The 26,615-nt window shown below is 46.2% G+C and carries 27 protein-coding genes and 1 tRNA gene; 15 read left to right on the top strand and 13 right to left on the bottom strand.

What is annotated here, in order from left to right:
• Window positions 1-25: 25 nt before the first annotated feature.
• The 3 genes from ACU37H_RS08380 (at window position 26) to ACU37H_RS08390 (ending at window position 3,429) form a co-directional block, all read left to right on the top strand.
• Entirely contained in the window at window positions 26-2,239 is a 2,214-nt protein-coding gene (locus tag ACU37H_RS08380; RefSeq protein WP_472701977.1) for an ATP-binding protein, read from the top strand.
• On the top strand, window positions 2,240-2,827 hold the full coding sequence (locus tag ACU37H_RS08385) for a biliverdin-producing heme oxygenase (RefSeq protein WP_472701976.1): 588 nt from the start codon (window positions 2,240-2,242) through the stop codon (window positions 2,825-2,827).
• Between the two features lie 104 nt (window positions 2,828-2,931).
• Entirely contained in the window at window positions 2,932-3,429 is a 498-nt protein-coding gene (locus ACU37H_RS08390; protein ID WP_472701975.1) for a deoxycytidylate deaminase, read from the top strand.
• A 3-nt stretch (window positions 3,430-3,432) separates the two neighbouring features.
• Here ACU37H_RS08390 and nagA read toward each other — a convergent pair whose 3' ends face one another.
• The 5 genes from nagA to ACU37H_RS08415 all read right to left on the bottom strand — a co-directional run bounded on the left by nagA (window position 3,433) and on the right by ACU37H_RS08415 (window position 8,217).
• Window positions 3,433-4,545 (bottom strand): N-acetylglucosamine-6-phosphate deacetylase, encoded by a 1,113-nt coding sequence (gene nagA / locus ACU37H_RS08395; protein WP_472701974.1) that lies wholly within the window; start codon window positions 4,543-4,545, stop codon window positions 3,433-3,435.
• A 195-nt stretch (window positions 4,546-4,740) separates the two neighbouring features.
• Window positions 4,741-5,397, bottom strand: a complete 657-nt coding sequence (locus ACU37H_RS08400) for an RsmE family RNA methyltransferase (RefSeq protein ID WP_494407597.1) — start codon at window positions 5,395-5,397, stop codon at window positions 4,741-4,743.
• 218 nt (window positions 5,398-5,615) lie between these two features.
• Window positions 5,616-7,220 carry a replicative DNA helicase gene (gene dnaB, locus ACU37H_RS08405; protein ID WP_472701973.1) on the bottom strand — a complete coding sequence of 535 codons (1,605 nt, stop codon included), beginning with the start codon at window positions 7,218-7,220 and terminating at the stop codon, window positions 5,616-5,618.
• A 337-nt stretch (window positions 7,221-7,557) separates the two neighbouring features.
• The gene (locus ACU37H_RS08410; protein WP_472701972.1) at window positions 7,558-7,956 is read right to left on the bottom strand and encodes a type II toxin-antitoxin system VapC family toxin; all 399 of its coding nucleotides are present in this window, start codon (window positions 7,954-7,956) and stop codon (window positions 7,558-7,560) included.
• A gap of 21 nt (window positions 7,957-7,977) precedes the next feature.
• Window positions 7,978-8,217, bottom strand: a complete 240-nt coding sequence (locus ACU37H_RS08415) for a type II toxin-antitoxin system Phd/YefM family antitoxin (RefSeq protein WP_472701971.1) — start codon at window positions 8,215-8,217, stop codon at window positions 7,978-7,980.
• Between the two features lie 247 nt (window positions 8,218-8,464).
• Here ACU37H_RS08415 and pheT point away from each other — a divergent pair, with 247 nt between their 5' ends.
• From pheT to ACU37H_RS08440, 5 genes are all read left to right on the top strand, one after another.
• Complete coding sequence (gene pheT / locus ACU37H_RS08420; protein WP_472701970.1) at window positions 8,465-10,891, top strand: phenylalanine--tRNA ligase subunit beta; 2,427 nt, start codon at window positions 8,465-8,467, stop codon at window positions 10,889-10,891.
• Window positions 10,892-10,973: 82 nt separating this feature from the next.
• Complete coding sequence (locus ACU37H_RS08425; RefSeq protein ID WP_472701969.1) at window positions 10,974-11,264, top strand: hypothetical protein; 291 nt, start codon at window positions 10,974-10,976, stop codon at window positions 11,262-11,264.
• Window positions 11,265-11,315: 51 nt separating this feature from the next.
• A complete protein-coding gene (locus ACU37H_RS08430; protein WP_472701968.1) occupies window positions 11,316-11,606 on the top strand; it encodes a cell division protein ZapA in 291 nt (96 codons plus the stop codon).
• A 178-nt stretch (window positions 11,607-11,784) separates the two neighbouring features.
• Window positions 11,785-13,350, top strand: coding sequence for a ribonuclease Y (rny, locus tag ACU37H_RS08435; RefSeq protein WP_472701967.1), 1,566 nt, complete (start codon window positions 11,785-11,787; stop codon window positions 13,348-13,350).
• Between the two features lie 225 nt (window positions 13,351-13,575).
• A complete protein-coding gene (locus ACU37H_RS08440; protein WP_472701966.1) occupies window positions 13,576-14,142 on the top strand; it encodes a hypothetical protein in 567 nt (188 codons plus the stop codon).
• Window positions 14,143-14,195: 53 nt separating this feature from the next.
• Here ACU37H_RS08440 and ACU37H_RS08445 read toward each other — a convergent pair whose 3' ends face one another.
• Window positions 14,196-15,374 carry a hypothetical protein gene (locus tag ACU37H_RS08445; protein WP_472701965.1) on the bottom strand — a complete coding sequence of 393 codons (1,179 nt, stop codon included), beginning with the start codon at window positions 15,372-15,374 and terminating at the stop codon, window positions 14,196-14,198.
• A gap of 176 nt (window positions 15,375-15,550) precedes the next feature.
• Between ACU37H_RS08445 and ACU37H_RS08450 the strand changes: the two genes are divergently transcribed.
• The 5 genes from ACU37H_RS08450 (at window position 15,551) to ACU37H_RS08470 (ending at window position 20,236) form a co-directional block, all read left to right on the top strand.
• Complete coding sequence (locus tag ACU37H_RS08450) at window positions 15,551-16,792, top strand: multidrug effflux MFS transporter (protein WP_472701964.1); 1,242 nt, start codon at window positions 15,551-15,553, stop codon at window positions 16,790-16,792.
• Window positions 16,793-16,878: 86 nt separating this feature from the next.
• Window positions 16,879-17,262, top strand: a complete 384-nt coding sequence (rplS, locus tag ACU37H_RS08455; protein ID WP_472701963.1) for a 50S ribosomal protein L19 — start codon at window positions 16,879-16,881, stop codon at window positions 17,260-17,262.
• A gap of 152 nt (window positions 17,263-17,414) precedes the next feature.
• Window positions 17,415-17,633: a Sec-independent protein translocase subunit TatA/TatB gene (locus tag ACU37H_RS08460; protein ID WP_472701962.1), complete on the top strand. Its 219-nt coding sequence runs from the start codon at window positions 17,415-17,417 to the stop codon at window positions 17,631-17,633.
• Window positions 17,634-17,678: 45 nt separating this feature from the next.
• Entirely contained in the window at window positions 17,679-19,100 is a 1,422-nt protein-coding gene (gene gatA / locus ACU37H_RS08465; protein ID WP_472701961.1) for an Asp-tRNA(Asn)/Glu-tRNA(Gln) amidotransferase subunit GatA, read from the top strand.
• 80 nt (window positions 19,101-19,180) lie between these two features.
• A complete protein-coding gene (locus ACU37H_RS08470) occupies window positions 19,181-20,236 on the top strand; it encodes a lytic transglycosylase domain-containing protein (protein ID WP_472701960.1) in 1,056 nt (351 codons plus the stop codon).
• Window positions 20,237-20,836: 600 nt separating this feature from the next.
• On the opposite strand, the gene ACU37H_RS08475 is transcribed toward ACU37H_RS08470, so the two are convergent.
• The 4 genes from ACU37H_RS08475 to ACU37H_RS08490 all read right to left on the bottom strand — a co-directional run bounded on the left by ACU37H_RS08475 (window position 20,837) and on the right by ACU37H_RS08490 (window position 23,969).
• On the bottom strand, window positions 20,837-21,667 hold the full coding sequence (locus tag ACU37H_RS08475; RefSeq protein WP_472701959.1) for an energy transducer TonB: 831 nt from the start codon (window positions 21,665-21,667) through the stop codon (window positions 20,837-20,839).
• A 65-nt stretch (window positions 21,668-21,732) separates the two neighbouring features.
• Window positions 21,733-22,362: an ExbD/TolR family protein gene (locus ACU37H_RS08480; RefSeq protein ID WP_472701958.1), complete on the bottom strand. Its 630-nt coding sequence runs from the start codon at window positions 22,360-22,362 to the stop codon at window positions 21,733-21,735.
• Between the two features lie 30 nt (window positions 22,363-22,392).
• Complete coding sequence (locus tag ACU37H_RS08485; RefSeq protein WP_472701957.1) at window positions 22,393-23,040, bottom strand: ExbD/TolR family protein; 648 nt, start codon at window positions 23,038-23,040, stop codon at window positions 22,393-22,395.
• Window positions 23,041-23,111: 71 nt separating this feature from the next.
• The gene (locus ACU37H_RS08490; protein ID WP_472701956.1) at window positions 23,112-23,969 is read right to left on the bottom strand and encodes a MotA/TolQ/ExbB proton channel family protein; all 858 of its coding nucleotides are present in this window, start codon (window positions 23,967-23,969) and stop codon (window positions 23,112-23,114) included.
• Between the two features lie 331 nt (window positions 23,970-24,300).
• Here ACU37H_RS08490 and tpx point away from each other — a divergent pair, with 331 nt between their 5' ends.
• A complete protein-coding gene (tpx, locus tag ACU37H_RS08495) occupies window positions 24,301-24,798 on the top strand; it encodes a thiol peroxidase (RefSeq protein WP_472701955.1) in 498 nt (165 codons plus the stop codon).
• Between the two features lie 223 nt (window positions 24,799-25,021).
• Here tpx and ACU37H_RS08500 read toward each other — a convergent pair whose 3' ends face one another.
• From ACU37H_RS08500 to ACU37H_RS08510, 3 genes are all read right to left on the bottom strand, one after another.
• A complete protein-coding gene (locus tag ACU37H_RS08500) occupies window positions 25,022-25,270 on the bottom strand; it encodes a GIY-YIG nuclease family protein (RefSeq protein ID WP_472701954.1) in 249 nt (82 codons plus the stop codon).
• Between the two features lie 99 nt (window positions 25,271-25,369).
• A complete protein-coding gene (locus tag ACU37H_RS08505; RefSeq protein ID WP_472701953.1) occupies window positions 25,370-25,612 on the bottom strand; it encodes a GIY-YIG nuclease family protein in 243 nt (80 codons plus the stop codon).
• A 13-nt stretch (window positions 25,613-25,625) separates the two neighbouring features.
• Window positions 25,626-25,700, bottom strand: a tRNA-Arg gene (locus tag ACU37H_RS08510).
• 163 nt (window positions 25,701-25,863) lie between these two features.
• Between ACU37H_RS08510 and ACU37H_RS08515 the strand changes: the two genes are divergently transcribed.
• Window positions 25,864-26,589 carry a DUF6496 domain-containing protein gene (locus ACU37H_RS08515; protein WP_472701952.1) on the top strand — a complete coding sequence of 242 codons (726 nt, stop codon included), beginning with the start codon at window positions 25,864-25,866 and terminating at the stop codon, window positions 26,587-26,589.
• Window positions 26,590-26,615 lie beyond the last annotated feature (26 nt).

The following is a 26,615-nucleotide window of genomic DNA, read 5'->3' on the forward strand; positions in this document are numbered from 1 at the left end:
TCTTGCAAAGCCCCAGAACTCTTTTATGAGCCATACTTCTATTTTACAGTGCCACACAGAGCCTATTCATATATCAGGCAAAATTCAGAGCAGGGGATTTCTGATCGGGATCGAGAAGGATAAGGAATCTGTATCTCATGTCAGCGAAAATCTGAGCGCCTTTATCGATCTGGAAGCGCAGGATATCATCGGCAGAAATTGCAAGGTGCTGGACAAACATATAATCAATCCTGATTTTGTTTTTTCTAACTACGTCAAATCCATCAATAATAACGAGCCCGGAACCCAGAATCAGTATCCTGTCATCCGTTGCAAGGGAGAAGATTTTTACCTGGTCCACTCATACAGCAGCCATGTGCTCATTTTTGAGGCGGAGCCGGTATTGCAAAGTGATGACGTATCCAATAAGGTCTTTGAAATTGTCGATACCGTTATCGGCCAGAATTCCATTTCAGATATTATGGATGCTGCGGTTTCGGAGATCAAATCCCTGACAGGCTTTGAGCGGGTCATGGTGTATCAGTTTAACGAAGACGGCAGCGGACAGGTTGTGGCGGAAGCCATCGACGCGGAGCTCGAGCCTTTCATAGGGTTAAGATATCCTGAAACTGATATTCCCCGCCAGGCGAGAGAGCTGTATAAAAAGAATCATATCCGGCTGATTCATGAGGCAGGAAGCGATACACCGGCGATACTGTCGGCGATTCCTTCACCGCTGGATCTTACGTTTTCGGTATTGAGAGCTGTGTCGCCCACCCATATCGAATACCTGAAGAACATGCAGGTAACCTCCAGCTATAGTGTATCTATCATGGATGATAATGTGTTGTGGGGACTGGTCTCCTGCCATCACAGTCATCGCAAGATCGTTGACTTTAAGGTGCGCCAGGCCACTTTGCTGGTAGCCAAGGTAATGATGTCGCGCATTTCTGAAAAACTGAAAGATATTGCAAAGCAGGCCGAACGCAAGTTTGCAACGAATTATTCCCGCTTACAGGAATATATCATCCAGGAAAACAATTTAAAGTCCAGCTTAAACAAAGGCATTCAACATCTTTATCAAACCACCAATGCATCGGGGTTTGCGATGTTGTTTGACGGACAATTATACAGCTATGGTCAGGTTCCGGAAAGAGATCAGATCACAGCTATTGCAGACTGGCACAGGAACAATAAAGTATTGGGACTCTATTTCACGCAACGCTTTTCCAGTGAAGATCCCAACGCTTTGGATTATTATAAAAAGGCCAGCGGGATCCTGGTAGCGCCGTTATCCATCGAAAACAGCTACCTGATCTGGTTCAAAAAAGAACACCGCTACCTGATACAGTGGGCCGGCAACCCGAATGATAAAGATACAAAGCCGGTCAAAGGACATGAGGACATGCGTCAGTATGTGCCGCGTAAATCCTTCGCTGTGTGGAGAGAAAGTGTTACCCGTCAGTCAGAACCGTGGTCCAACGAAGAAGTGGCTTCTGCACAACGTGTGGTTCATCTCTTAGAATCGTCTTTCGAGAAAGAAAACAGGCAGATCCTCGACTACCATAACAAACTGACGCGTGTGACCAAAGACCTGGAGTTTTTCAGCTACACAGTTTCGCACGATCTTAAAACTCCGTTAACCGTTATCAGATCTTATGCCCAGCTATTGATGATGGCGGGAGACTCGATGAGTCCGAAGGAACGGGAGATCACGAAAAAAATCCTGGGGAGTGTAGACAAAATGGACGAGATGATCTCTGGTGTCAACCAGTTAACACGCATCAACAAGAATGACATCGCTTACCGTGAGGTAGATGTCAATAAGCTGATCAGAGATATTGTGAGCGATCATACGATTGCGCATGAATACTATAAAACAAAAATTGTGATCGGCAATACGCCGGAAGTGTTGGGCGACTATCAGTTGCTGTATCACTGTTTTTCCAATATTATCGGCAATGCTTTGAAATACAGCTCGAAGATCAACCAGCCGCGGGTTGAGATCAGCGGAATCAAAAAAGACAAATACACTTGCTATAAAATCCTGGATAATGGCATCGGCATTCCGCCGGAAGACCATGCACATATATTTGATTTGTTCAACCGTTGTCAGAATGCAAGTGAGTTTGAAGGGTCCGGAATTGGCTTGCCCATTGTCCAGACCATTCTCGAAAAGCACAAAGGCTTTGCCTGGTGCATCAGCAACCTGGGAGAAGGGACTGCCTTTTACCTGGTTTTTCAAAATACTCCGTCTTAAATGCTAAGTACGATACTAAAGAATGAAACAGCCGGTTTCCACAAGGAATTGGAGCAGGCATTGTTTTCAGATGATATTTTTAACGGCAGTTTTACTCCTGAAAAATACACGACAGTGTTGCAGGTCAATTATGAAGTGCACCGCGCGCTTGAGGATCCTATATTACAAGCTGTTTCGCCGGAAGACCTTCAAGCCATTCACGCAGATAAAAGAAAGAAGTTATCTTCTTTGTTGCAGGACCTCGAGGCCTCGCAATTAACAGCTGTGGACGAAAGTTCGCTGCAGCCTCCTGCCTTTCACAATGCGGACGAAGCCATCGGTGGATTATATGTATTGGAAGGTGCCACACTGGGCGGACAAGTAATTATGAAGCAGCTAAAAAAAGACCCTTTTTTTGCTGATTTGCCATTGGCCTATTACAATGTGTACGCAGCCCATACCGGTCCGATGTGGAAGCAGTTCCTCGAGCTCGTGAACCAGCCGTCCAGGGAACAGGAGGCAGTGCTGGAAGGCGCTAAGAAAGTCTACCAATATTATCTCACCGTTACAGCCGCTGTCAAATCCCGCGGTCTGCACGGCGCACAATAACAGCTTATTTTTGCTGCCGGCAAGGGCGAACTATCCGGGCATCCATCGCCGGCATACGCGCCGGGATCTATTCTTATTCTATCTTTATTGCAAAATAAAATGCCATGAGCAAAAGGGAAGATTATATCACCTGGGACGAATACTTTATGGGAGTGGCCTTGCTTTCCGGGAAGCGGAGCAAAGACCCGTCCACGCAAGTCGGGGCCTGCATTGTCAATCCGCTCAATAAAATTGTAGGTGTAGGATACAATGGACTGCCGATCGGCTGCAGCGACGATGAGTTTCCCTGGCAAAAGCAGGGCGACTTTTTAGAGACCAAATATCCTTACGTTTGTCATGCAGAGCTGAATGCCATTCTTAATAATATAGGCATTAGTCTTCAGGGCTGTAAAATCTATACGGCGCTCTTCCCCTGCAATGAATGTACAAAAGCTATCATCCAGGCCGGCATTACGGAAGTGGTTTATTTGTCTGATAAATATGCTACGCGTGAAAACTTTATCGCTTCGCGTAAAATGCTGGAAAAAGCAGGCGTCAGTATTCGCAAAGTGAAAACAGAGGCGATGCAGATTACGCTTTCACTGAGCGAAGAGGATGTGTGACCGTCACAATAACAACGGCTCAAAAGCCGTTAGGGCATCGTCGAACACTACAAACCTGGCGTCATACCCCGGCTTAATGTGCCCGATCTTATCGTCCATATTGATCGCCCGGGCTACCCGGCTTGTACTCATAACGATCGCTTCGGAAAGCGGAATACCCACATGATGTACGGCATTGCGTACTGCGTCGATCATAGAAATAGCAGCCCCTCCCAGGTTACCGGCTCCATCGCGGTAGAAGCCATCAGTCATTTTAATACTCAGGTTGTCCCAGTCAAATTGTTGTTTCCGCCTTCCCAGGAAAGCCGCGTCAGATAAAAGGATCAGCCGGTCTTTCTTCTGCTGGTAAGCGATACGCGCCGCTGCATAGTGGCAATGCCCGCCATCCAGGATGATCGGTGCGTAGACCGAAGGGTTATCGAATATGGCTCCCACCAAACCGCACTCGCGGTGGCCCATCTGGTTCATCGCATTGTACAAGTGCGTCACCAGCCTGATCCCCTTCGAAAAATAATACTGCGCCTGATCATAGTTAACATCACTGTGCCCGGTAGACACAGTTATCCCGCTATCGAGCAATAGCTGCAACTGCGCTTCCGTAAACACTTCGGGCGCTATGGTGATGATCCTGATGACGTCACGCCCGCGCCTGACGATCTCTTGTAACTCGTCGTCGGTTGGTTGCCGGATAATATGCTCCGGATGGGCGCCGCGTTTTTTCTTATTGATAAACGGTCCTTCCAAATGCATTCCCAATACGCCCCGGTCCTTTTGCATAAACGTTTTGACAGTATCGATGGCTTTGAGGATCGTTTCCGGTTCAGAGGTAATCAATGTCGGAAGTATATATCCTGTACCATGATCCACACTCGCCTGCAGCATATCCTGCACAGCTGCTTCGGATACCTCTTTGGAAAAATACAGGTCGTATCCGCCATTGGGCTGAATATCTATGAACGACGGGGCGATGTTTTTACCGCCGATGTCTATAATGGTGGAATCACTGGGTTGATCGGCAGTTATATCGAGTATTTTACTCCCGGCAACGATAATATTTTTATCCCTGATGATTTCTGTCTCCCTGAAGATAGTCGCGTTGGTAATAGTGTGTAACATCCTATCAAATATAGTGCAACTACCGCTGGATTATCGCTGCGAGACGATTTCTTACCTCCTTAGTTTCCAGTAAGGGAATGTTTATTCAGGTGTAATGTGTACAGATAGTGCAGAAAAGCAAAAGATTTCATCGATATAAAATACTTCTGTGGTGACTCATATCCGAGGGGAAAAAACACTATCTTTTAAACTGCGTTATCCTCTTATTCGCAACAGCGTCGCAGCTACCATTCCGGCGGTTTCTGTTCTCAGCCGCGTATCACCCAGCGTCACAGGCTGATAGCCTTTGCTGATCGCGTCTTCAATTTCTTCCGGCGTAAAATCGCCTTCGGGTCCGATGAGAATGACAGATGAGGATGGCCGGAAGGTCAAAGGCTGTTTGTCTGCCTCCGCGCAATGTGCCACATATCTACAGGTAATAGAAGTATATGTAGTATCAGCCATGAAGTCGCTGAATGCAACAGGCGCCTTTAGTTGCAGCACCCAGGTTTGCTGGCTTTGTAAAAGCGCACTGATCACAATGTTCTGCAGGCGTTCTTCCTTGAACTTTTGTTTCTCGGTTCGTTTAGTAATCAAAGGCACTACGCTATGAACGCCCAGCTCTGCCGCTTTTTCCAGGAACCATTCAAAGCGGCTGGTGTTTTTGGTGAGCGCTATCGCGATGGTCACTTGGGGAGAGGCAGGCTCAGATTGTTTAATATCGGTTATCTGAACCTCGCAATATTTTTTGTGATCGTTGACAATGGTCGCTGTTAATAAATGTCCTTTACCATCGGTGAGATGGAGCTGGTCTCCCGTTTTCATCCGCAACACCTGGACCGCATGGCGCGAGTTGTCTTCATCCAGCACCATGGATGCCTGCTTCGAATCAAAGTCTTTTATGTAGAAATAGGGAAGAATACTGATTGCTGATTTATGATGTAGGATTCACGAATCGAATCTATATGCAAATTTGTCAAATATACGGCGTAAGCGTGTTTTATCAGGCCCTTCCGAAACATATATCCGATGTTACCGGAACCGGGGGGGAGCCGGTTAACAAAACCAAAAACCACGGGCTATACACTACACTAAAACGGCGCTTCGTCGAGTTCGTCGTCGCTCATATTGTTCATCTTGCTTTGTGCCTGGAACAGTCGTGCACCGCCACCTTCAGCATCATCATTTACCGGGCGCCAGGTGCCGCCTCCTAAACCAATCGCATTGTACGGATCATCATCCCAGGTGATGAACTTCTGTATATGTAACAGCGCTTTCAGCTTGATCGTCTCGAGCGAACCGTTACGGTGCTTGGCGATCTTCACCTCTGTCAGCCCCTTTTGATCTTCGCCTTCAGAGTTGGTATTCATATCGTAGTAATCCGGGCGATACAGGAACATCACCATATCCGCATCCTGCTCGATCGCTCCCGATTCCCGAAGGTCACTCAACTGGGGAACACGGCTACCATCCTTGGTACCCCTTTGTTCCACCGCACGACTTAACTGGGAAAGTGCGATGATAGGAATATTCAACTCTTTCGCCAGGCCCTTCAGATTACGGCTGATGGTGCTGATCTCCTGCTCACGATTACCATTCCGATTGTCTCCTGCCCCACTCATCAGCTGCAGGTAATCGATGATCACCATACCGATGTTATGTTTGTTCTTCAGCTTGCGACATTTGGCGCGCAGCTCAAAGATATTCAAGGCAGCAGTGTCGTCAATAAACAAAGGCGCCTGCGATAAACGCTGTATCCCTTTTGTATACAGCTGCTTCATCTCATGCTCTTCCATCTTACCACGAGCGATCTTTTCCAGCATGATCTCACTCTCAGCAGACAACACCCTTTGCACCAGCTGTGCGGCGCTCATCTCTAAAGAGAAAAATGCAACAGGTGTGGGTTTGGCCGGGTTCATAATGGCGTTCCTTGCCAGGTTTAGCGCAAAGGCGGTTTTACCCACCGCCGGCCTCGCTGCCAGGATGATCAAATCACTGTTTTGCCAGCCATAGGTCACTTTATCTAAAGGTTTAAAACCGCTTGTAACCCCCGTCACGTCTTCGTTTCGATGACGCAGGTCTTCTATTCGTTTGATGGTATCCACCAATACCGAGTCGATGGATTGCATCGTACTCTTCATGTGGGAATTGGTGATTTCGAACAGCTTGGACTCTGCATCATCCAGGAGATCAAACACGTCGGCACTGTCTTCGTAAGCATCCGAAAGGATTTCGCCGCTGATGCGGATCAGTTCCCGCTGGATGAATTTCTGCATGATGATCCGCGCGTGAGACTCTACGTTCGCGGCAGAAACCACCGTATTGGTAAGCTTGGTTACATAATAAGGTCCGCCCACCATTTCCAGCTCTTCCTTGGACCGGAGCTCTTCCACCACGGTCAGAATATCAATGGGCTGGCTCTTGTTGGCCAGCGATTGTATGGCACGAAAGATGCGCTGATGAGCATCGACATAAAAACATTCAGGATTGCGGATGGTCTCTATCACGGCATCAAATGCGCCCTTCTCCAGCATGATAGCGCCCAGCACCGCTTCTTCCAACTCCCGTGCCTGGGGCGGCACTTTGCCGTACACCATGGTGCCCAGGTCTACAGCGCTCCCCGCCCTCCTTTTTTGCCCGCCCGGATTACCTGGTCGGACGGGCTTCCTGTCTTTATTTAAGTTTATTGGATCCATTGTTCAATTCTAACGATAAAATATCCTGTCATTAGTTACTACCAATGATTCGATGGGTGCAATCCTGCTTGTAATTGTGTTAAAATAATTAGTTGAGGCCGGCTAACCCGCGAAATCAAAGGGCGAATTTAGACCCGAAAGCGGGTAGAAAAAAATCTTTATTTCCAAACATTTTCCTTACACAAAAACACAGGTTATGCACATTTGGGATAGCAAATACATTATAAATAAAATTATTTTATCTAATTTAAAATAATCGGTTTCCATAGGTTGGCCATTGTACGATCCAAGCCAGCTGTGGATTTGAAGAAATTAGTTTCCATCCTATGAAAATATATCAGGTATATACTTTCAGTCCTTCACTTGCATATTTTAATATGGTATCGTCAGCGGTTATCATGGTATAGCCCTTAGCAATTGCAGTCCAGATCAGCATCCTGTCGAATGGATCCCTGTGATAGGTGGATGTGAGTTGGTGGTAAGAGCCGCAGATGTCTGCATGCAGCGGTTCTATCGTGAAAGCCATCGCCTCACAGAGTCCTGGTAAGTCTTGAGGCTGCACATTTTGCAAATGCATCTTTCCCAACGCGCTCTTTAAAGACACCTCCCAAAAGCTGATCGCACTTATGATGATTTCATTTTCCGGGTTCGTAATTACAGTTTTTAACTTTTTGGAAATACGTTTACTATCCATAATGGCCCATAACATATAAGGTGTATCTAAAAGGTATTTCATCGGTGTCTTTATGTATACTATTTATATTCCCAGAAACTCCTTTTCAGATATTTTTCGATCCCCTTTTACAGTGACCCTGGCGATATTGTCCAGCACCCCTATTCTCCTTCTTAGCGTAGGATCCTTTTTAGGTACCAGCCTGGCAACAATTTCCTTCTTCTTTCCATAAGATATGGCAATCTCTTCCCCCTTCAATACATGTTGGAGCATTTCTGAAAAACGGGCTTTGAATTCGCCTACGGTGACTGTTTGTATAAGCATCCTTTTTTACAAAGATACTTTTTCCTGACAACTTGTCAAGAACAGTCATTCGCATTGCAGGGCAACCGTATCTTAAATACACCTCAAGCACATCATTGGTGTATGAGTCGCCTTTCTCTCATGGTTTTAACCAGTATATCCACCCTTCTTACCATTTCAGATGCATGGGTCCTGGTAGTTAAACGGGCTCTTATGCTCTGATCTAAACATTGCTTATCTTCGCCGCTAATAAATTTTTTATCAAAAGATGACCATTTCTTACAATTGGCTGAGCGAATACCTGCCTGAAACAGTGCAACCCGAAAGGCTGAGCCAGATCTTAACTTCGATCGGACTGGAAGTAGAAAGCACCGAGCATTATGAATCACATAAAGGCGGTCTGAAAGGACTTGTTGTAGGCGAGGTGTTAACAGCTGAGAAACATCCGAACGCTGATAAGTTGAAATTAACCACCGTCAATATCGGAAAAGAAGCGCCTTTAAAGATCGTATGTGGCGCGCCCAACGTGGCTGCGGGTCAGAAAGTAATTGTAGCGCCGGTTGGCACGACTATCTACCCGATCGGCAATGAGCCCGTTACTATGAAAGCGGCTAAGATACGCGGAGAAGAAAGCCAGGGGATGATCTGCGCAGAAGATGAGGTAGGATTAGGCAGCTCTCACGATGGCATTCTTGTGTTACCGGAAACATCCATTCCCGGAACACCGTTGTCTTCGTTGTTCAATGTGTATACCGACCTGGTTTTTGAAATCGGGCTCACGCCCAACCGCATGGACGCTATGAGCCATTGGGGTGTGGCAAGGGATGTGTCGGCCTACCTGGCACACCACGATAAGAAAAAAAGCGGCGTCCGCCTGCCCGAAGTCAAGCCGCTACCGGCTTTCAAAGGAAAGAACCCGATTGAAGTGGTGGTAGAAAACGCCGGTGCCTGCCCACGCTACAGCGCCATCTGCATCAATGATGTGAAGATCGGCCCCAGCCCTGCCTGGCTGCGCGACAAACTGCAGGCAATCGGTGTCAAATCAATTAATAACCTGGTCGATATCACTAACTATATCCTCCATGAAACCGGCCAGCCACTTCATGCTTTTGATGCCGATAAAATCAACGGCAACAAAGTGATCGTTAAAAACCTGCCACAGGGTACGCCCTTCGTCACTCTCGACGGCAAGGAAAGAAAGCTTAATGACTTTGATCTGATGATATGCGACGCCGCAGGCGGCATGTGTATCGGCGGTGTCTATGGCGGTCAAAACAGCGGTGTTACAGAAACGACAAAAAATATTTTCCTGGAAAGCGCCTGCTTCGATGCAGTCACCATCCGTAAGACATCTTTTGCTCACGGTCTGAGAACCGACGCAGCTACCCGGTTTGAAAAAGGGACCGACATTTCGGCCACCGTCAACGTACTCAAACGCGCGACAGCACTGATCCTCGAGTTATGCGGCGGAAAGCCCGCTTCGGGAATTATTGACGTTTACCCGGAAGAAAAGCCGAAAACAGTTGTCACGCTTAAATATCATTACTTAAAAAAGATCAGCGGTAAAAATTACCACCCCGATGCTGTAAAGAAAATATTGACCGCCCTGGGATTCGTGGTGGATAAGGAAGATATCGACTCCCTGCAGGTTGCCGTGCCCTATCACAAGCCCGATATCAGCCTGCCTGCGGATATCGTGGAAGAGATCCTTCGCATTGACGGACTGGATAACGTGGCCATCCCCACATCGGTGACGATGACCCCCGCGGTAGAGGAACATCGGGAAGCAGAAGTTCTGAAAGAAAAAACAGCTGATTACCTGATGGGACTGGGTTTTAACGAAACGTTGACCAATTCGATCACGAACAAAGCCTACTTTAGTGAAGCGGTGCTGGAGCGGACCGTGAAAATGAAGAATAGCCTGAGCGCAGAGCTGAACATCATGCGTCCGCAAATGTTGGAGACCGGACTCGAAGTGGTAGCCCATAACCTGAACCGGAAAAATGAGCACCTCCGCTTGTTCGAATTTGGCAAGACCTATTCAGTAAGCGAAAAAGGTGGTTTTGAAGAGCAGGAACACATTTGCCTCTATCTGACAGGAAAGAAACAGGCAGACGCCTGGAAAGGAAAGTCGCCGTCCAACGATTTCTTTACGATCAAGGGCATTGTTGAAAAATCGCTGCTCTTGGCAGGCATCCGGGACATCAGTTATGAAGAAACGACCAATCCTTCATTGCAATATGGCCTGAATATACTGGCAGGCAAAGAAGTGATCGGGAGCCTGGGACAGGCATACAAAAAGACGCTTGATCTTTTTGATATAAAACAGCCGGTGTTTTTTGCTGATCTGAACTGGGACCTGATCGTGAAAAGATCAAAAGAACAGAAGGTTCAGTTTAAGCCTTTGTCTAAGTTCCCTTCTGTTCAACGGGATATCGCGGTAGTGATTGCTAAAGATCAGCCCTATGCTGCGATCGAAGCCCAGGTAAAAAAATTAAATCTGAAAAAACTGAAATCTGTTCAGCTTTTTGACGTTTTTGAAAGCGATAAGATCGGTAAGGATAAAAAATCGATTGCTGTAAACTTCACCTTTCTGGACGAGGAAAAGACGCTGACGGACAACGAGATTGACGGATGGATGAAAAAGATCATGCAGAGCCTCGAAAGGGAATTGCAGGCAGAAATAAGAAAGTAATCGGAGATTGCGGTTGCTGGTTAGGAGTTGGCGAAAAACATCTGACTCAGGCAACTTTGGAACCTTAATATAAATAACGTTCATGTCACAGGTTCTTGAAAATAAAATCAAGTCGGTCCAGGACAAGCTCCAGGTATTGATCAAACAGTATGCGGCTGTCCAAAAGGAAAATCAATCCTTGAAAGAGGCGTTATCGGAAGCCCGCCTTCAGGCGAAAACAGCCTCTGACGCGGCCGACGCCCTTCAGCATCAGCTGGATGCAAAAAAATACAGCCAGGCGCTGATGGATCCGGAAGAGAAAAAGGCGTTTGAAAAGAAGATCAACGGTTATATCAAAGAGATCGATAAATGTATCGCGCTATTAAGCGTGTAGCTCAACCGTTGTCAATAGATCATTGTCCAAAGATTAAAAATTACAAAACCCATGGCAGAAAATCTGATTCCCGCTAATATCAATATCGCCGACAGGATCTACCGCGTGCAAATGTCGCCCGGAGATGAGCAGACCGTGAGGCAGTCGGTAAGAATTATCAACGATAAAATCGTTGAATTCAAGACGAAGATACCCGGCAAGGACATGCAGGATTACATCTCGATGGTACTGGTCTGGTTTGTCACAGAAAGCAGTAATAAAAATGTGTCCATCGCAGATGAGAACCATTTATCAGGCAAGCTGGATCAGATAGAAGCCTTGATTACAGAAGCTTTGAAGTAAGCAGACAAGAAGAATACGTTGGCAGGAACCCATTGCAAACCAACATCACTCAAATCTCACCCCTAAATCCCAAATTTATTTTTATCTTCGCCCACTACCCAACCCATTGGCTGGGTATTTTTTTGATAGATATTGATTTGTAGAACCATTTTTCGAAAGAAAAAACAAATGACATTTAATGGATCCCATAATAATTACTGTAATTGCTGCTGCGATAGCCCTCGTGGTGGGCATCATAGCGGGCAAATTTATTTTTGCTAAAAACACACAACAAAAAATCGATGAGGCGGAATTAAAAGCCAAAACAATCGTCAGAGAAGCGGAATTAAGTGCAGAGAACATCAGGAAGGAAAAAGAGCTGCAGGCCAAAGAAAAATTCGTAGCGTTGAAATCAGCTCACGACAAAGAAGTGAACGAACGCAACCGCAAACTGACAGAAAGTGAAAACCGCATCAAACAAAAAGAACAGTCGCTCAGCCAGAAAGAATCGAATCTTGAAAAGCAGGTAAAAGATAACGACGTTATCAAGGACAACCTGAACAAGCAGATTGATGTTGTCAATAAAAAGCGTACAGAGCTGGAAAAGCACCAGGAAGAGCATATCCGCCGCCTGGAAAAGATCGCTAATCTGACGGCTGAAGAAGCAAAGACCCAACTGATCGAGAGCCTTAAAAACGAGGCACAGACCCAGGCAGTGGGCATCCAGCAGGACATTATCGACGAGGCCAAACAAAAAGCCAATAAGGAAGCCCGCAAAATCATTATCCAAACCATACAGCGTACCGCTGCAGAACAGGCCATTGAAAATGCGATTACCGTATTCAACCTGGAAAGCGACGAAATCAAAGGCCAGATCATCGGCCGTGAAGGACGTAATATCCGTGCGCTGGAAGCAGCTACAGGCGTGGATCTGATTGTAGATGACACGCCGGAGGCCATCCTGCTTTCCTGCTTCGATCCGCTGCGCCGCGAAATTGCACGATTGAGCCTGCAGCGCCTGGTAACAGACGGAAGGATCCATCCGGCCCGTATCGAAGAAGTAGTAGAAAAGACACGTAAGCAAATTGAAGAGCAGGTGATGGAGATCGGCGAACGTACCGTGATCGACCTGGGTATTCACGGCTTACATAAAGAGCTTGTAAGAATGGTAGGCCGCATGCGCTACCGGTCTTCTTACGGTCAGAACCTGCTGATGCACAGCCGCGAAACAGCGAACCTGTGTGCTACAATGGCCGCGGAGCTGGGCCTGAACCCTAAACTGGCGAAACGCGCCGGCTTATTGCATGATATAGGAAAAGTTCCGGATGAAGAAAGTGAACTGAGCCACGCCTTGTTAGGTGCGAAACTGGCCGAAAAATATGGAGAAAACCCGGCGGTGGTGAATGCCATTGCAGCGCACCACGATGAAGTGGAGATGCAGTATGTGATCTCGCCGATTATCCAGGCTTGTGATGCGATCAGTGGTGCCCGTCCCGGTGCGCGACGCGAGATCATGCAGCAGTACCTGCAGCGTATCAAGGACCTTGAAAACCTCGCTACCAGCTATCCCGGCGTAGAAAAAGCCTATGCCATCCAGGCGGGACGCGAACTGCGGGTGATCGTAGAATCGGATAAAGTGACCGACCAGGACAGCGATAAACTGTCGTTTGAGATCGCTCAAAAGATCCAGACAGAAATGACCTTCCCCGGTCAGATCAAAGTGACCGTGATCCGCGAAAAAAGAGCAGTAAACGTGGCCCGCTAAGAGCTGCGTTTCAACAATAGTCAGTCCGGAAGCCTTGCGACTTCCGGATTTTTTTATTAATAATATCTGACGTTATTCTGAAGGTTTCTTGGTCGGATATATCTACAGTGTTACAGCTGCTAAACAAACACTAAAAACTATTCGTTATTTTTGCCTTTAAACAAACCAAAATTGACTGAAATGAAAAGTGGACAGCACCTTTTGTTATGCACTGTATTTTCCCTAATGTTCTCAATTGATTCATTTTCCCAGGTCGGTTACAGTCCGGCGATGGGCGGCCTGGCATATACACGGATGCCTGGAACTTATCGGAATTATGGCGGCGTTGACGCCCTTAAAGGAAGTTATCGCATTTATATGAAAGATGAAAAACAAATCGGTGCAACCGGAACCGTAAAATCGGTAAAGGGAGGTGTTGTTTTTAAAGGAATGAGCCAGTACGGCGGAAAACTTAACCTGAGTCCAAAAGAAACCTTGAAGATCGCGCTTTATGTAGAAGGAAAATTGGTGGAGTTTCTGAGCTTTGATGATAATTATTGGCTGGCGAGTGCGGGTAGTGCATTGCCGAATGTATACTATGCTTTAAAAGCGGAGCACGTGGCGGTTATCAAAGAAAACGACAAGCTGAGGATGCTTTCTGAACAAGAGGTCGCTGATCTGCTGAAAGGACATAAAAAGGCGCTAAAGTTTGCCAGCAAAAAAGAATATGACAGAGCGTTTGCGGAATACAATGGCATCAGCACCAGTCCTTACAGACAGGGAAAAAAAGGAGCTGAAAAAGGGAAAGAATAAATCGCTAATCGAGGCGCTCTGCCTCGAATTAAAAAGCCGGCGCCTCCGGGCGCTTAATGCAACCGCATGATTTCATGTTCCAGTAACAGCGTGAGGTAATAGGCTTGTGACTGGTAAAAGAAATTGGTTTTCCTGCTTTTTACAAAAGCGCCTTTTACCGGATTGGGAAAAACCGAAGTCATATTCGCTACGAAAAAATAGAAATGATCCATGTCGTGCTGCGAAACGGAAACACGATTCTTCACTTGTTCGCCAAGTCTTAACAAAGAAGTTTGCAGCAGTACGCGTTCCATCTCGTTGTCTACTTCTTCAAGCTGATGTTGTATATCCCCGATAAGCAACGGCTTCATCGGCGCCAGCAACGGATGCTGTTCGTAAGCGCCTACCAGCCTTGATAAATGATACAAGATGATGGAGGGACGTTGGTAATGAGGTGATACATACGCAGACCTCCGGAGATGCTCATCGCGTTGAACCATGCTGCTTACAAGCTCGATGGTAGCACTGTCATATTGATTTAACGGCAAACGGTTATCCAGCACGAAACGCAACCCGTTGGCCTGTACACAAATATCAAAATCCACCGGCATATTCTTTCCAAACCAGGTTGAATAGGCCGGTATCTTTTTATACCGCCGAAAGGTGTTGCGGATGGCGGCTTTGTGTCCATTAGCATTTTCCGCCATAAGCGCTTTAACCATCTGCTTCAAACTGTCAGGATAATCGGCCGACAGATAAAGAATGGCCGTGTCGTCCAGGTCGTCAGGAATAATATATTTAGTCCTCGAAGAAAAATATCGGCTGTTGGGAAAATGCCGTGAGGGTTGGGTTTGCCAGAAATTATATACCGGCTTTCCATCCTTATTCCGGTACCGGTCATAATTGACAATGGCTTTGCGCGCTATCGCATCCGCGATGACCTGGTTGCCGGAAGAAAGCTGTGACCGGATACTTTTTAACGTCCAAATGATTAAGCCTGTAAAAAATATATTATCATCTTCTTTTGTAGGTTTCCGGCGCGAGCGATACACCCTCTGGGAAGGAAACATACCGGCTTCATAGAAAGGATTTTTCTCCGCGACCTGCAAACTGGCGATCCTGGTAAGCAATGAATCGACATACGGATTTTGTGACCACGCGCCGGCAGTGGCGGCACAGAGTGCCACGATCGTGAGTGAAACCTTCCGTATCAGTTGTCCATTGCCCATTGCTGTGCGCAAAGGTACAGGCATCGGTTCTCATGATCGTCAACAATCGTCAATGGAGGATAATGAACCGAAAAGCATAAGCCCATGAATCAGACCCGGTAAAGCAACGACGGAATTATCCTTTGCCTGCTGATCAAATTTACTTTAATTTCGCCGCTCTCGATACCCGCAACATTGCTTGCCCAAACACAAATTTTAGCATGAAGGGCAATAATAATTTTTTCAAGATATTCATCCTGGGTTTGCTTTCGGCGATCGGTCCGTTTTCGATAGATATGTACCTGCCGGGCTTTCCTGATATAGCGAAGGAGCTGCAAACGGATGTCAGCAACATCTCGCTTACTTTATCCAGTTTTTTCATCGGTATCTCGGCCGGGCAGCTGCTTTATGGCCCGCTGCTGGACAAGTACGGCCGCAAAAAGCCATTATATTTTGGTCTTTCCCTTTACATCGTCGCTTCGTTGGGCTGCGCCATGTCTACTTCTGTGGGCATGCTGATTGTCTTCCGGTTCTTACAGGCGCTGGGAGGTTGCGCTGGAATGGTAGCGTCTCGCGCGATGGTAAGAGACATGTTTGATGTGAAAGATAACGCGAAGGTGTTTTCGTTACTGATGCTGGTCATCGGCGTGTCACCGATCATTGCACCCACCCTGGGAGGCTATGTTTCTGCCACGTTAGGGTGGAGATACGTTTTTGGTGTACTGCTCCTGATAGGGATCGGCATCTTATGCCTGTGTCTCTTCAAATTGCCGGAGAGCAAAAAGCCCGAAGAGGGATATTCATTAGCGCCGCGTTTTATCCTGAAGAAATTCGGCGAGGTGTTCCGGCAGCCGCAATTTGTGATTTATACCTTCACCAGTTCCTTTACCGCTGCGGGACTGTATGCGTACATCGCAGGTTCTCCTCATGTATTTATGGAAATTTTTGGCGCCAGTGAAAAAACGTACGGCCTGATCTTTTCGGTCGTTGCTGCCGCGCTGGTGGTGGCCACTCAGATCAACGCGCAGATCTTAAAGTTCACATCAAGTCGCCAGATCATTCCTGTGGCGATCGCCTTCCAGTGTGCCGCAGGTATTTTGCTGGTTCTCGGGTTCATGAACGGCTGGTGGGGTATGACGAGCAGCATCGTATTGTGCAGCATCTTCCTGGCCTGCCAGGGGTTCACTTTTCCGAACGCCTCCGCATTGGCACTGGCTCCGTTTGAGCAAAATGCCGGCAGCGCTTCTGCGCTCATCGGGTGTATCCAGATGGCGACGGGTACGTTGTCCTCAGCCATGGTGAGCGTGTTTCATAACGAAACGGCCCTGCCGCTGAGCTTCGTAATGGCTTTTTGCGCCATCACCGCATTGACGATTTTGCTGGCCGGGAAGGGGATCGTGAAGCACCGGGCCCGCAAAAGACAGGTGGAAAGAAACGCTGTAGAAATGCTGTCCGACATGTAGGATCAATCCGGAGCAGAAAAACTTTGGGAGACTTGTACTAAATTAAAAAATTCTCCCTACCTTTGCAGTCCTTAAAAAAATAAGTTATGAGCAGCGCAATAGCTTTCGTTCACGAGCAATTGACCCAGACAAAGAAATTCCCCGCTTTCAAAGCAGGCGATAATATTACTGTAAACTATAGAATTATAGAAGGAAATAAAGAACGTATCCAGTCTTTTAAAGGAGACGTTATCAAGAAACAAGGTAGCGGTCAAACAGCGACTTTTACTGTTAGAAAGATCTCTGACGGTGTAGGTGTTGAAAGACTGTTCCCATTTGCTTCTCCTAATATCGATTCTATCGTATTGCACAAAGTAGGACAAGTGCGCAGGGCTAAACTGTTTTATCAGAGAGAAAGAAGTGGTAAAAGTGCCCGTATCCGTGAAAAACGCATGGCCGTTGCCCTTAAAAAAGTGGCTGAAAAAGCTTAATAACAAGCTTCATATAATTAAAAAATCCCGCAACAACAGCGGGATTTTTTTGTTACACTAGATAGAGGATGAAGGAACCTTGCCATTTTTTAGTATTTCAACATCCAAGTTTGTACAGTTCTCGTATCTTTGACAACTAATTTTTATTAATTATGACACAAATTCAACTATTAGGAGCTTTAGGCACTAATGAGATCATCATTATCATGGTGATTGTATTGCTTTTATTCGGAGGCCGTAAGATTCCTGAATTGATGAGAGGCCTGGGTAAAGGCGTTCGCGAGTTTAACGATGCTAAGGACAATGTGAAAAAAGAGATCGAAGAAAGCGCAAATACGATCACCACTGAACCTAAAAGAGCTGAACCATAAGGCTCTTCTCATTTTTATTTTACTGACTTACAAAAGCCAAACCTTTTGCCAGATTTCGTTTCTATTGCCCGGTATCATCAAGAATTAAAAGAGGGCAACACTTCCTGTTTAGCTACTGTCGAAAAGTATCTTCAAAGAATAAAAAAACAAGCGCATCTGAATGCGTTTGTCGAAGTGTACACAGATGAAGCGATCTCCAGGGCAAAAGAGTTAGATAGCCTGCCCTCCTTCCAGGGAAAGTTGCATGGTGTCGTAGTCGGCATCAAGGATGTGATCTGCCACAAGGACCATGCTTTAACCGCCTCTTCCCGTATACTGGAAGGCTTTACCTCCATTTTTTCAGCAACAGCCGTTGAGCGGCTACTGGCCGAGGGTGCGATCATCATCGGCCGCCTCAACTGCGATGAATTTGCCATGGGTTCGACCAATGAAAATTCAGCGTATGGGAAGGTGTTGAATGCGGCGGATGAAACGCGGATTTCCGGCGGCTCGTCCGGTGGTTCTGCAGTAGCGGTACAAGCGGGCCTATGCATGGTGTCGCTGGGAAGCGACACGGGCGGCTCTGTGAGACAGCCTGCAGATTTCTGCGGCATAGTAGGCCTGAAACCCACTTATGGCCGCATTTCACGCTACGGATTGATTGCGTATGCTTCCTCTTTCGATCAGATCGGTATTTTTTCAGTCAATATCCCCGACGCCGCGCTGCTCCTGGAAGTCATGGCTGGTAAGGATGACTTTGACAGCACGGTATCGCAACAGCCTGTTCCGGAATATTCTACTCAACTTAACGAGGGGAAAAAATATAAAATTGCTTACTTCGGCGAAGCACTCTCTCATCCCGGTCTCGACCCCGCGATTGCTTCTGCTATCGAAGGGAAGCTTGAAGCCTGGAAGGCAGCCGGGCATACAGTAGAAGCGATCCATTTCGATTTGCTGGACTATATTGTTCCGGCTTATTATATCCTGACCACAGCAGAAGCTACTTCTAATTTATCCCGCTATGATGGGGTAAAGTATGGATACCGCGCGCAAAATGGCCTGAATGACCTGGAATCATTCTACAAACAAAGCAGATCAGAGGGTTTTGGCTGGGAGGTGAAGCGCCGGATCATGCTGGGCAACTTTGTATTAAGCTCCGGCTATTACGACGCCTATTTTACCCAGGCGCAAAAAGTTAGGCGAATTTTAACAAATAAGATTTCCCTGATTTTCAAAGATTTCGACTTTATCTGCCTACCGGATGCACCATCGGTCGCCTTCAAAATAGGCGAAAAAATGGAAGACCCCGTTTCGATGTATATTGCTGATATATACACAGTTATGGCCAACCTAACCGGCGTTCCTGCCATCTCACTCCCCCTATTTACCCATCCCGACAATAACATGCCTTTCGGGCTTCAGCTTATGTCGTCTCACTTTAATGAACTATCTTTGCTTTCTTTTTCTAACAATATTTTGCAGAATTAAACGTTATTACTAATTCGGAAACTACCAAACCCAATCCTACACACTTAATTGACTCATTTTTAAAAAACATTTTAAAAAGAATGATTAATAAAAAGCAGGCAGTGAAGCATTATGGAATGGCTGTTCTTTTCTCTTCCCTTACATCTCTTTCATTTGCACAGATCAGTCCTTTAGCGGCTGTTTCTCCAACGATTAGCAATACTTCCGAAGCTGTTAAAAAGGCAGACCCTAAAAGCGGTTTTAAAAATCTTTTTGAGGGAGCATCGGGAACCGCGTCGAAACGTATTTCTCTGAAAGGTGTTAATATGGAACACCTGAATCCACAGGCGCTGAGTTTTGTCCAGGATTACATGGAAAAGCACTCGGACGATCTGAAGGAATTACAAAGCTGGGGGAAACCTTATTTTGATATGATGGACGATGTCCTGACTCAGAATGATATTCCCAAACAATTAAAATACCTGGCAGTCATAGAATCGAATCTGAGGGCTTCAGCGACCTCATGGGTGGGAGCTGTCGGTCCCTGGCAGTTTATGCCCGCTACGGCCCGCACAATGGGTCTGCACGTGAGCCGCGGAGTGGATGAGCGCCGGGACTATTTAAAAAGCACCAAAGCGGCGAGCAAATATCTTAATTACCTGTTCGACATTTATGGCGACTGGCTTTTGGTAGTAGCGGCTTATAATTGCGGACCGGGTCGCGTAAACTCTGCCATTGCTAAGGCGGGTACCAGCGATTTCTGGAAATTGCAATATTATCTTCCCACGGAAAGCCGTAATCACGTGAAGAAATTCATCGCTACTCACTATATCATGGAGGGCGAAGGAGGCATTACGACGGTTACCAAAGAAAAAGCGCTGGCTTTGATGGCGACTGTTAAAGACGAAACCACGCACAAAGACGTAAAAGTTCAAACGATCAGTGGTCGTTATAATTCCAAAGCGATCATCAAGCACCTGGGCATGGATCTGGAAGAGTTTACCACGCTGAACCCCAGTATGGACAAAGTACTGGCGTCAAACAGCACGTACCAGTTGAAATTACCGGTTGAAAAAATGGAGATCTTTCTTTCTAAAAAGAATGAGATGCTGAACGAGTCGATCCAGATGCTGATCAATCCCGAATACAGAAATTAAAGGTTTAATATATGATCGAGGCCGTCCGGTAAACCGGGCGGCTTTTTTTTGGCGCTACAATCATCGGGTTACACCGGCTTCCTCCGGACATGTAACTGCCTTACAGGAATATCACCCTCTCACTTCGCATAGCCAGAACCGGCTCCGGTGTCCAAGAGACCTCCAACCATTTTGATATCATGTTCTGGAAGCACATAAAGATCATCTTCGGATTTGCAGCGTGTTCTATCGATCATCGCGCCTTGCATTTCTGTAAAAACCTAAAGTAATCACATAAACAGCAAACCATCCAAGGTTATCTCTGCCCCCCCGTTGCCGGAAGGATGGGATGAAGTGCTACGAAATAATACCTCGCGACAAGTCGATTCGGGATCGTTACTGCTGCAACCGAGTATAAGCTCGCTACACACTGATCGCAGATCCTCTTCCCGGAATGGAGCCCAACTTTTTACCGGAGCTGCCAAGCCACAGGCACTTCTATTATCCTCATGGTCCCCCGCCAATGGCGGCCAACAGTTCCTCTAATGCCGATTCTCTACTCAGGTACCTAAAAAAACCCGCCACAATGTGACGGGTCTTACTAAATAAAGTGTAACGTGATTATTGATCGGTTACCTGGAAAGTGATAGGCTGCTTCCTGTAAGCTTTTACCTCTCTACCATTCTGGATGGCAGGTTTCCATTTACCAGATCTTTTAATAACCCTCATCGCTTCCTGTTCCATTCCGTAACCCTGCTTAGTTAATGCTTTTACATCACTAACGTTACCGGCAACGTCCACGATGAACTGGATAATTACAGTATAGGTTCCGGGAGAAGCACCGTTATCAACCGCTACCTGTCCGTCCAGGTTTCTGGTGAGGAAGTTCACCCAGTTACCAGGGTAGCTGGCATCAACCTCCACTTTAGTAAATACCTCTGGTTCCTTTTCTACCGGCTTAGCCTCTACGAGACCTTTACCAGCATCCACTGCTGCGGGAGGCGTAACGATACCAATATCTTTGATACCTTCCTGGTTGATGGTACCAATCTTGGTCTCCTTCAACTCTTCTACTGCGGGTGGCGGCTCCTTCACTTCCTCGTCTTTTACGATCTTAGGAGGTGTAAATTGTTTCATTTCAATTTTGGGAGGCGGGGCCTGCTTGGGCGGCGGCGGTGGTGGCGGGGGTGGTGGTTCCTCCGGCTTTTCCTGTTCGATCTGCTGGATCGTAACCTCATTGATCTTAACTGCCTCAGTATCTTCAGGGCCTTTTAACTGGCTCTTCAGATAGATAGCACCTGCAATCACACCAAAGCCAAGGATCGTGAACCCTAACGCCATGATCAAACGCTTCCTGTAGCTACGGCGAAGCTCGTAAGCTCCGTAGCTCTTGTTGCGACCATCGAAAAGAAGATCGAGGAAGTCGGTGCTTAAAATTTTATTGGCTTCCATTGTTCTTTTAAGTTTGTTAATGATTAGATGCTGCTCGTGTCAATTTCCACACAATCAGCCATGTTTTATTGCGCTGGCGCCGCAGCCGGAGCTGTTCCCTGCGATGCATTGATCAGGTCCTTTTCGGTATCGAAAGGCTCTAACAGCGCATAACGTGCTACTTTATTGATCGTCATTTCATCTAACAGATCGATCACGTTTTTGTAGTTGGCCTCTTCTGTTGGCTTGATCAACACGAAGAAGTCTTTCTGACGACAGTCCGCGGGATCCTTACCTTCCTGCCTTGCTTTTGCCTCACACGCGGCATCCGTAACGTAGGTAGACTCTACCTGCTTTTTCTTGTTGATGATCGCAGTTCTGATCTCCTTAAAGCTGGTCGACTTGAAGTTGCTGCCATCGGGTGCCAGTTCTCCCTCATAATAAAACAGGTTATTATCCTTGCCTACCATGATGGTCAATGCACCGGATTGCTTCACTTTGGTCTGGTCTTCCTCGTTTTTATTGTCTTTAGGCATGTTGAGGTCCATTGTCGTCGGAGAGCTCATTGTTGCTGTAAAGATAAAAAATGTAATCAGCAGAAAACCCAGATCCACCATCGGTGTCATATCCACGCGCGTGCTTAGCTTTTTGGCTTTTTTAACGCCGGGGCCTTTTTTGTGGCCGCCGCCGCCATCACCAGTATCTAAACTTGCCATAACTAAAAATTAGGTTTAAAAAATTAAAAACTATTTGTTCCTTTCTCTCCACAACTCGCTTCCTTCAGGAGCACCTTCCGGCATGGTAACCAGGTTGTACTTCTGCTCATCATTACGTTTCAGCGCGTCGATTACTGATTTGAAAGCGGGGTATTTTGATACGTTGTCCCCTTTGATCAAATATTTCATCGGCTTACCGGCGAAAACAGTACGGGTGGCCGCGATCCAGTAATACAACTCGTTATTAGCTGAGTCTTTTACCGGGATGCCTTCCTGAACGTACTTCTTCTTTTCGTCGTTGGACATCGATAAGAACGATCCCAGTTTATTGAAAGGCACGCCGATCATATCGCCGGGAAAGTAACTTTGCGCTTGCGCATCGCTAACAGGAATATTTCTTGCCTGTGCAGCTCCTTTGATAATATCAACGGCTGCCTGCTTATCATTTTGTGTCATGATAGAAAAATAAACCTTATCATCTTTGTCGATGCTGATCATTACCGCATCATTTTCCGGCAATTTTTGAGAGGAAACCGAGTTAGGCGTCTGAATGGGAACTGCCTCATCTGGCTTAAATTTCGTAGCCATGATGAAGAACGACAGGATCAGGAACGCCACATCCACGAAGGGGGTCATGTCCGTATCGGTCGACTTTCTGGCTATTTGAACTTTTGGCATTTCTATTAAATTTTGATATATGACGAATTAATCCGGATTTTCCATAAAACACTATCCGTCTTCTTTGCAGCTTATTTATACAAAGAAGCGAATGACTGAGTTAAAGTAAATCCTGATTCATCGATACCATAAGTAATGCTATCAATACGAGTAGTCAGCATGTTGTAGAAGATCAACGCTAAAGCTGAAGTACCGATACCCAACGCTGTGTTATACAGGGCCTCAGAGATACCAACCGCCAGAGCTGAAGAATCGCCGCCTCCACCGCTGCTACCTAATGCTGCGAATGAACGGATCATACCCATTACCGTACCTAATAACGCGATCAGTGTTGCACCTGATACGATCGTTGATAAGAATACGAGGTTTTTCTGAAGCATAGGCAATTCTAATGCAGTAGCTTCTTCTACTTCTTTCTGGATAGCTGCTACTTTTTGTTCAGTTTCCAGGTTAGGCTCAGTGATCATTTCTTTGTAACGACGCAGACCTGCTTTCATTACATTACCTACAGAACCTTTTTGTTTGTCACACTCTGCGATGGCAGCGTCTACATTTTTATTAGCCAGGTGGTACTGCACTTTGCGTACAAAGTTGTTGATGTTACCTTTTCCTAATGCTTTACCAATGGTTAAAAACCTTTCGATGGCGAAAACAATTGTCATGAATAAAGTACCAATCAGCAGAGGTACGATGATACCACCCTCGTAGATCGCGTTGAACGCTCCTTTAGGTCCTTTATGGTGGGGCCAAAATCCGCCCGCCTCGTCAGGGGCATCAAATCCCGCAGGATTACCCATTCCGAACCTCCACACACAATAACCCAAAATAATACACAAAATTGGGGCAAGCCATGAGATAGCGTTACCGCTCTTTTTAGGTTGCACAGATGTCGTTGCTGCCGCTACCGGCTTAGCTTGATTTTCAGCCATGATCTTAGTTTTTTTAGTTTTTTAAATATTAAAGCTTGTGAAATAGATTACAATTCTAACAAAAAAAAATTTATAACAAAATTTTTCTCTGTTATTTTTTTCTCATTTAAAAACAGAGAGATTCGGGTATTTTCTTCAATTCTGGCAATAGCAACAGCACGTTTAAAGATAAATAAAAAGGCCTTTCCTTTTGCAGATTAGCCGGTCAAATTCCGCATGAATATAATACTTTGTTGGTTACAATATTCATTTTTTTAAAAAGCGTTTATTTAAAATGATTTAACCGATACTTTTGTCTGAGCTTAAAAATTAAAATAAAAAAACAATTCACATGTCAGAAATCACACTCAAAGGCAATACGATCCACACCTCAGGCTCGCTCCCCGAAGTGGGCAGCCCGTTAAAGGACTTCACGCTTGTTAAAGACGATCTGTCTGAAAAAAGCTTGGGCGATTATCAGGGAAAAAAACTGGTTCTCAACATCTTCCCCAGCGTGGACACCGGTGTTTGTGCCGCTTCGGTCAGAAAATTTAATGAGCAGGCCAGCTCTCTGGAAAATACAGTAGTGATCAACGTTTCAAAAGATCTACCCTTTGCATTGAAGCGCTTTTGTGCGGCAGAAGGTCTGGACAATGTCGAAAATCTTTCGGATTTCCGCGGCAGCTTCGGGGCTGATTACGGGGTAACTATCGAGGATTCCGGCATGAGAGGTCTGCTGAGCCGCGCGGTGGTGGTGGCTAATGAAAAAGGCGAAGTGGTATATACCGAGCAGGTGCCGGAGATTGCGCAGGAGCCGGATTATAATGCCGCTCTTGCTGCGTTGAAATAAGCCTGGACATTACCGAATTATGGAAGCCCTGGTTTTTAAAAATCAGGGCTTTTTTTTTGATGGTAACTTTTTGAAAACTGTTAAGACAACAGGGCATTAAGATGAGTGCATGACATTTTAATTTACCACAGAGGCATCAAAGAAATACACAGAGAAGCACAAAGAGAAGAGAAATATTATGCCGGCGTTGAGACATTATTAAGATAGTGAAGTCGAGTGCGTCCTAGCTTCTTAATGGTTGTCGTTCGCATGCGGTGAATATCATCCGCGGCAGTCTCAAAAATATCTCACGTCTCACCGCCTCTTCACGCGTTGAAAATGTTTCAGTGTACACAATAGTAAAAGGAATATAAGGTCGAATGGAGCGTGTCTTTCCCGCATTATGCCGGGCCAACCGCTCTTCCATATTTTCACAATGTCCTTTGTAAAACACGTCGAAATGGACGCTTTTCAATACGTAAGCAGTATACATCCAGGTTAGCTTGTGATGGCCTCGCCCAGAATCCCCGCCCGTACCGAACGGTACGTTCGGGCGGGGAACCGGGATCCGGAGCTTCGCATGGTAGGGTCACTACATCTGAATCTTTGTTTTCAAAAACCTTCTGCCAGCTGCAGTCTTAAAATACCGCTCACGTCTCACCGCCTCTTCACGCGTTGAAAATGTTTCAGTGTACACAATAGTAAAAGGAATATAAGGTCGAATGGAGCGTGTCTTCCACGCATTATGCTGGGCCAACCGCTCTTCCATATTTTCACAATGTCCTTTGTAAAAGACATCAAAATGGACGCTTTTCAATACATAAGCAGTATACATGAAGGTTAGCTTGTGGTGGCCTCGCCCAGAATCGAACTGGGATCTGGAGCTTCGGAAACTCTTATACTATCCATTGTACTACGAGGCCATTGATCCGAAATACTTTTTCGGGGTGGCAAAATTAAGGTTAAAACAGCTAACGGTTGCGCAATTATTTGCAGAATATCGGGCTGTATATGAAAAATAGTCCTATGGTATGCTTTTTGGGAGCATATATTATAATTAATCCCTAATTCATTAAATTCTAGCTTATGGCAAAATATGGTAAAGCCGCTTCCAAGTCTGTAAAGACGGCCATGCACGAAATGAAAAAAGGCAAGTTAACGTCTGGCAAGTCTGGCAAAAAAGTCACTTCCAAAAAACAGGCAGTAGCCATCGGCCTCTCCGAAGCGAGAGAAAAAGGCGCTAAAGTTCCTGCAAAGAAAAAAGCAGCGGCCAAGAAAAAAACGGCTCCTAAGAAAGCCGCTGCAAAGAAATCTGCTGCGCCTAAAAAGGCAGCGGCCAAGAAAAAAGCAGCACCAAAAAAGAAAACCGCTCCCAAAAAATCAGCCGCAAAAAAATCGTCCGGAGCCAGGGCTTCAGCTAAAAAAGCTGCCACTCCTAAAGCAGCGCCAAAAAAGAAAGCCGCTGCTAAAAAGAAATCTCCTGCAAAGAAAAAATCGGCGCCTAAAAAATCAGCCGCTACTTCTAAAGCCAGGATGCCGATCGAGACTTCCGATACCGGTGCGTTTGTAGACAATGATGCCAAAACCACCACCGACGATATTGTCACCAACAGCGATGTGAGCAACGATATTACGCCGGAAGCGGAAAGCGAAACAGCCGTTTTTTCAGGAACAAGACCTGACCAGCAATGGATGCCCGAGGAGATGAAAGCAACGCCCCATGATCCCTTTCATGGCAACGTTCATCCTTCAAAGGCAAAAACAACGATGAAACCTTCCGGGAAAAAGCCCCTCTGGGATTCCCGCAAATAAATACTTCTTTTCAAACGGTATCAACT

The organism is Niabella sp. ZPM-14 (assembly GCF_055693045.2).

Bases quoted from the DNA above. Each gene is read 5' to 3' on its own strand.
- ACU37H_RS08380 (WP_472701977.1), top strand. From the start codon at position 26: ATGAGCCATACTTCTATTTTACAGTGCCACACAGAGCCTATTCATATA.
- ACU37H_RS08385 (WP_472701976.1), top strand. From the start codon at position 2,240: ATGCTAAGTACGATACTAAAGAATGAAACAGCCGGTTTCCACAAGGAA.
- ACU37H_RS08390 (WP_472701975.1), top strand. From the start codon at position 2,932: ATGAGCAAAAGGGAAGATTATATCACCTGGGACGAATACTTTATGGGA.
- nagA (WP_472701974.1), bottom strand. From the start codon at position 4,545: ATGTTACACACTATTACCAACGCGACTATCTTCAGGGAGACAGAAATC.
- ACU37H_RS08400 (WP_494407597.1), bottom strand. From the start codon at position 5,397: ATGGTGCTGGATGAAGACAACTCGCGCCATGCGGTCCAGGTGTTGCGG.
- dnaB (WP_472701973.1), bottom strand. From the start codon at position 7,220: ATGGATCCAATAAACTTAAATAAAGACAGGAAGCCCGTCCGACCAGGT.
- ACU37H_RS08410 (WP_472701972.1), bottom strand. From the start codon at position 7,956: ATGAAATACCTTTTAGATACACCTTATATGTTATGGGCCATTATGGAT.
- ACU37H_RS08415 (WP_472701971.1), bottom strand. From the start codon at position 8,217: ATGCTTATACAAACAGTCACCGTAGGCGAATTCAAAGCCCGTTTTTCA.
- pheT (WP_472701970.1), top strand. From the start codon at position 8,465: ATGACCATTTCTTACAATTGGCTGAGCGAATACCTGCCTGAAACAGTG.
- ACU37H_RS08425 (WP_472701969.1), top strand. From the start codon at position 10,974: ATGTCACAGGTTCTTGAAAATAAAATCAAGTCGGTCCAGGACAAGCTC.
- ACU37H_RS08430 (WP_472701968.1), top strand. From the start codon at position 11,316: ATGGCAGAAAATCTGATTCCCGCTAATATCAATATCGCCGACAGGATC.
- rny (WP_472701967.1), top strand. From the start codon at position 11,785: ATGGATCCCATAATAATTACTGTAATTGCTGCTGCGATAGCCCTCGTG.
- ACU37H_RS08440 (WP_472701966.1), top strand. From the start codon at position 13,576: ATGTTCTCAATTGATTCATTTTCCCAGGTCGGTTACAGTCCGGCGATG.
- ACU37H_RS08445 (WP_472701965.1), bottom strand. From the start codon at position 15,374: ATGCCTGTACCTTTGCGCACAGCAATGGGCAATGGACAACTGATACGG.
- ACU37H_RS08450 (WP_472701964.1), top strand. From the start codon at position 15,551: ATGAAGGGCAATAATAATTTTTTCAAGATATTCATCCTGGGTTTGCTT.
- rplS (WP_472701963.1), top strand. From the start codon at position 16,879: ATGAGCAGCGCAATAGCTTTCGTTCACGAGCAATTGACCCAGACAAAG.
- ACU37H_RS08460 (WP_472701962.1), top strand. From the start codon at position 17,415: ATGACACAAATTCAACTATTAGGAGCTTTAGGCACTAATGAGATCATC.
- ACU37H_RS08470 (WP_472701960.1), top strand. From the start codon at position 19,181: ATGATTAATAAAAAGCAGGCAGTGAAGCATTATGGAATGGCTGTTCTT.
- ACU37H_RS08475 (WP_472701959.1), bottom strand. From the start codon at position 21,667: ATGGAAGCCAATAAAATTTTAAGCACCGACTTCCTCGATCTTCTTTTC.
- ACU37H_RS08480 (WP_472701958.1), bottom strand. From the start codon at position 22,362: ATGGCAAGTTTAGATACTGGTGATGGCGGCGGCGGCCACAAAAAAGGC.
- ACU37H_RS08485 (WP_472701957.1), bottom strand. From the start codon at position 23,040: ATGCCAAAAGTTCAAATAGCCAGAAAGTCGACCGATACGGACATGACC.
- ACU37H_RS08490 (WP_472701956.1), bottom strand. From the start codon at position 23,969: ATGGCTGAAAATCAAGCTAAGCCGGTAGCGGCAGCAACGACATCTGTG.
- tpx (WP_472701955.1), top strand. From the start codon at position 24,301: ATGTCAGAAATCACACTCAAAGGCAATACGATCCACACCTCAGGCTCG.
- ACU37H_RS08500 (WP_472701954.1), bottom strand. From the start codon at position 25,270: ATGTATACTGCTTACGTATTGAAAAGCGTCCATTTCGACGTGTTTTAC.
- ACU37H_RS08505 (WP_472701953.1), bottom strand. From the start codon at position 25,612: ATGTATACTGCTTATGTATTGAAAAGCGTCCATTTTGATGTCTTTTAC.
- ACU37H_RS08515 (WP_472701952.1), top strand. From the start codon at position 25,864: ATGGCAAAATATGGTAAAGCCGCTTCCAAGTCTGTAAAGACGGCCATG.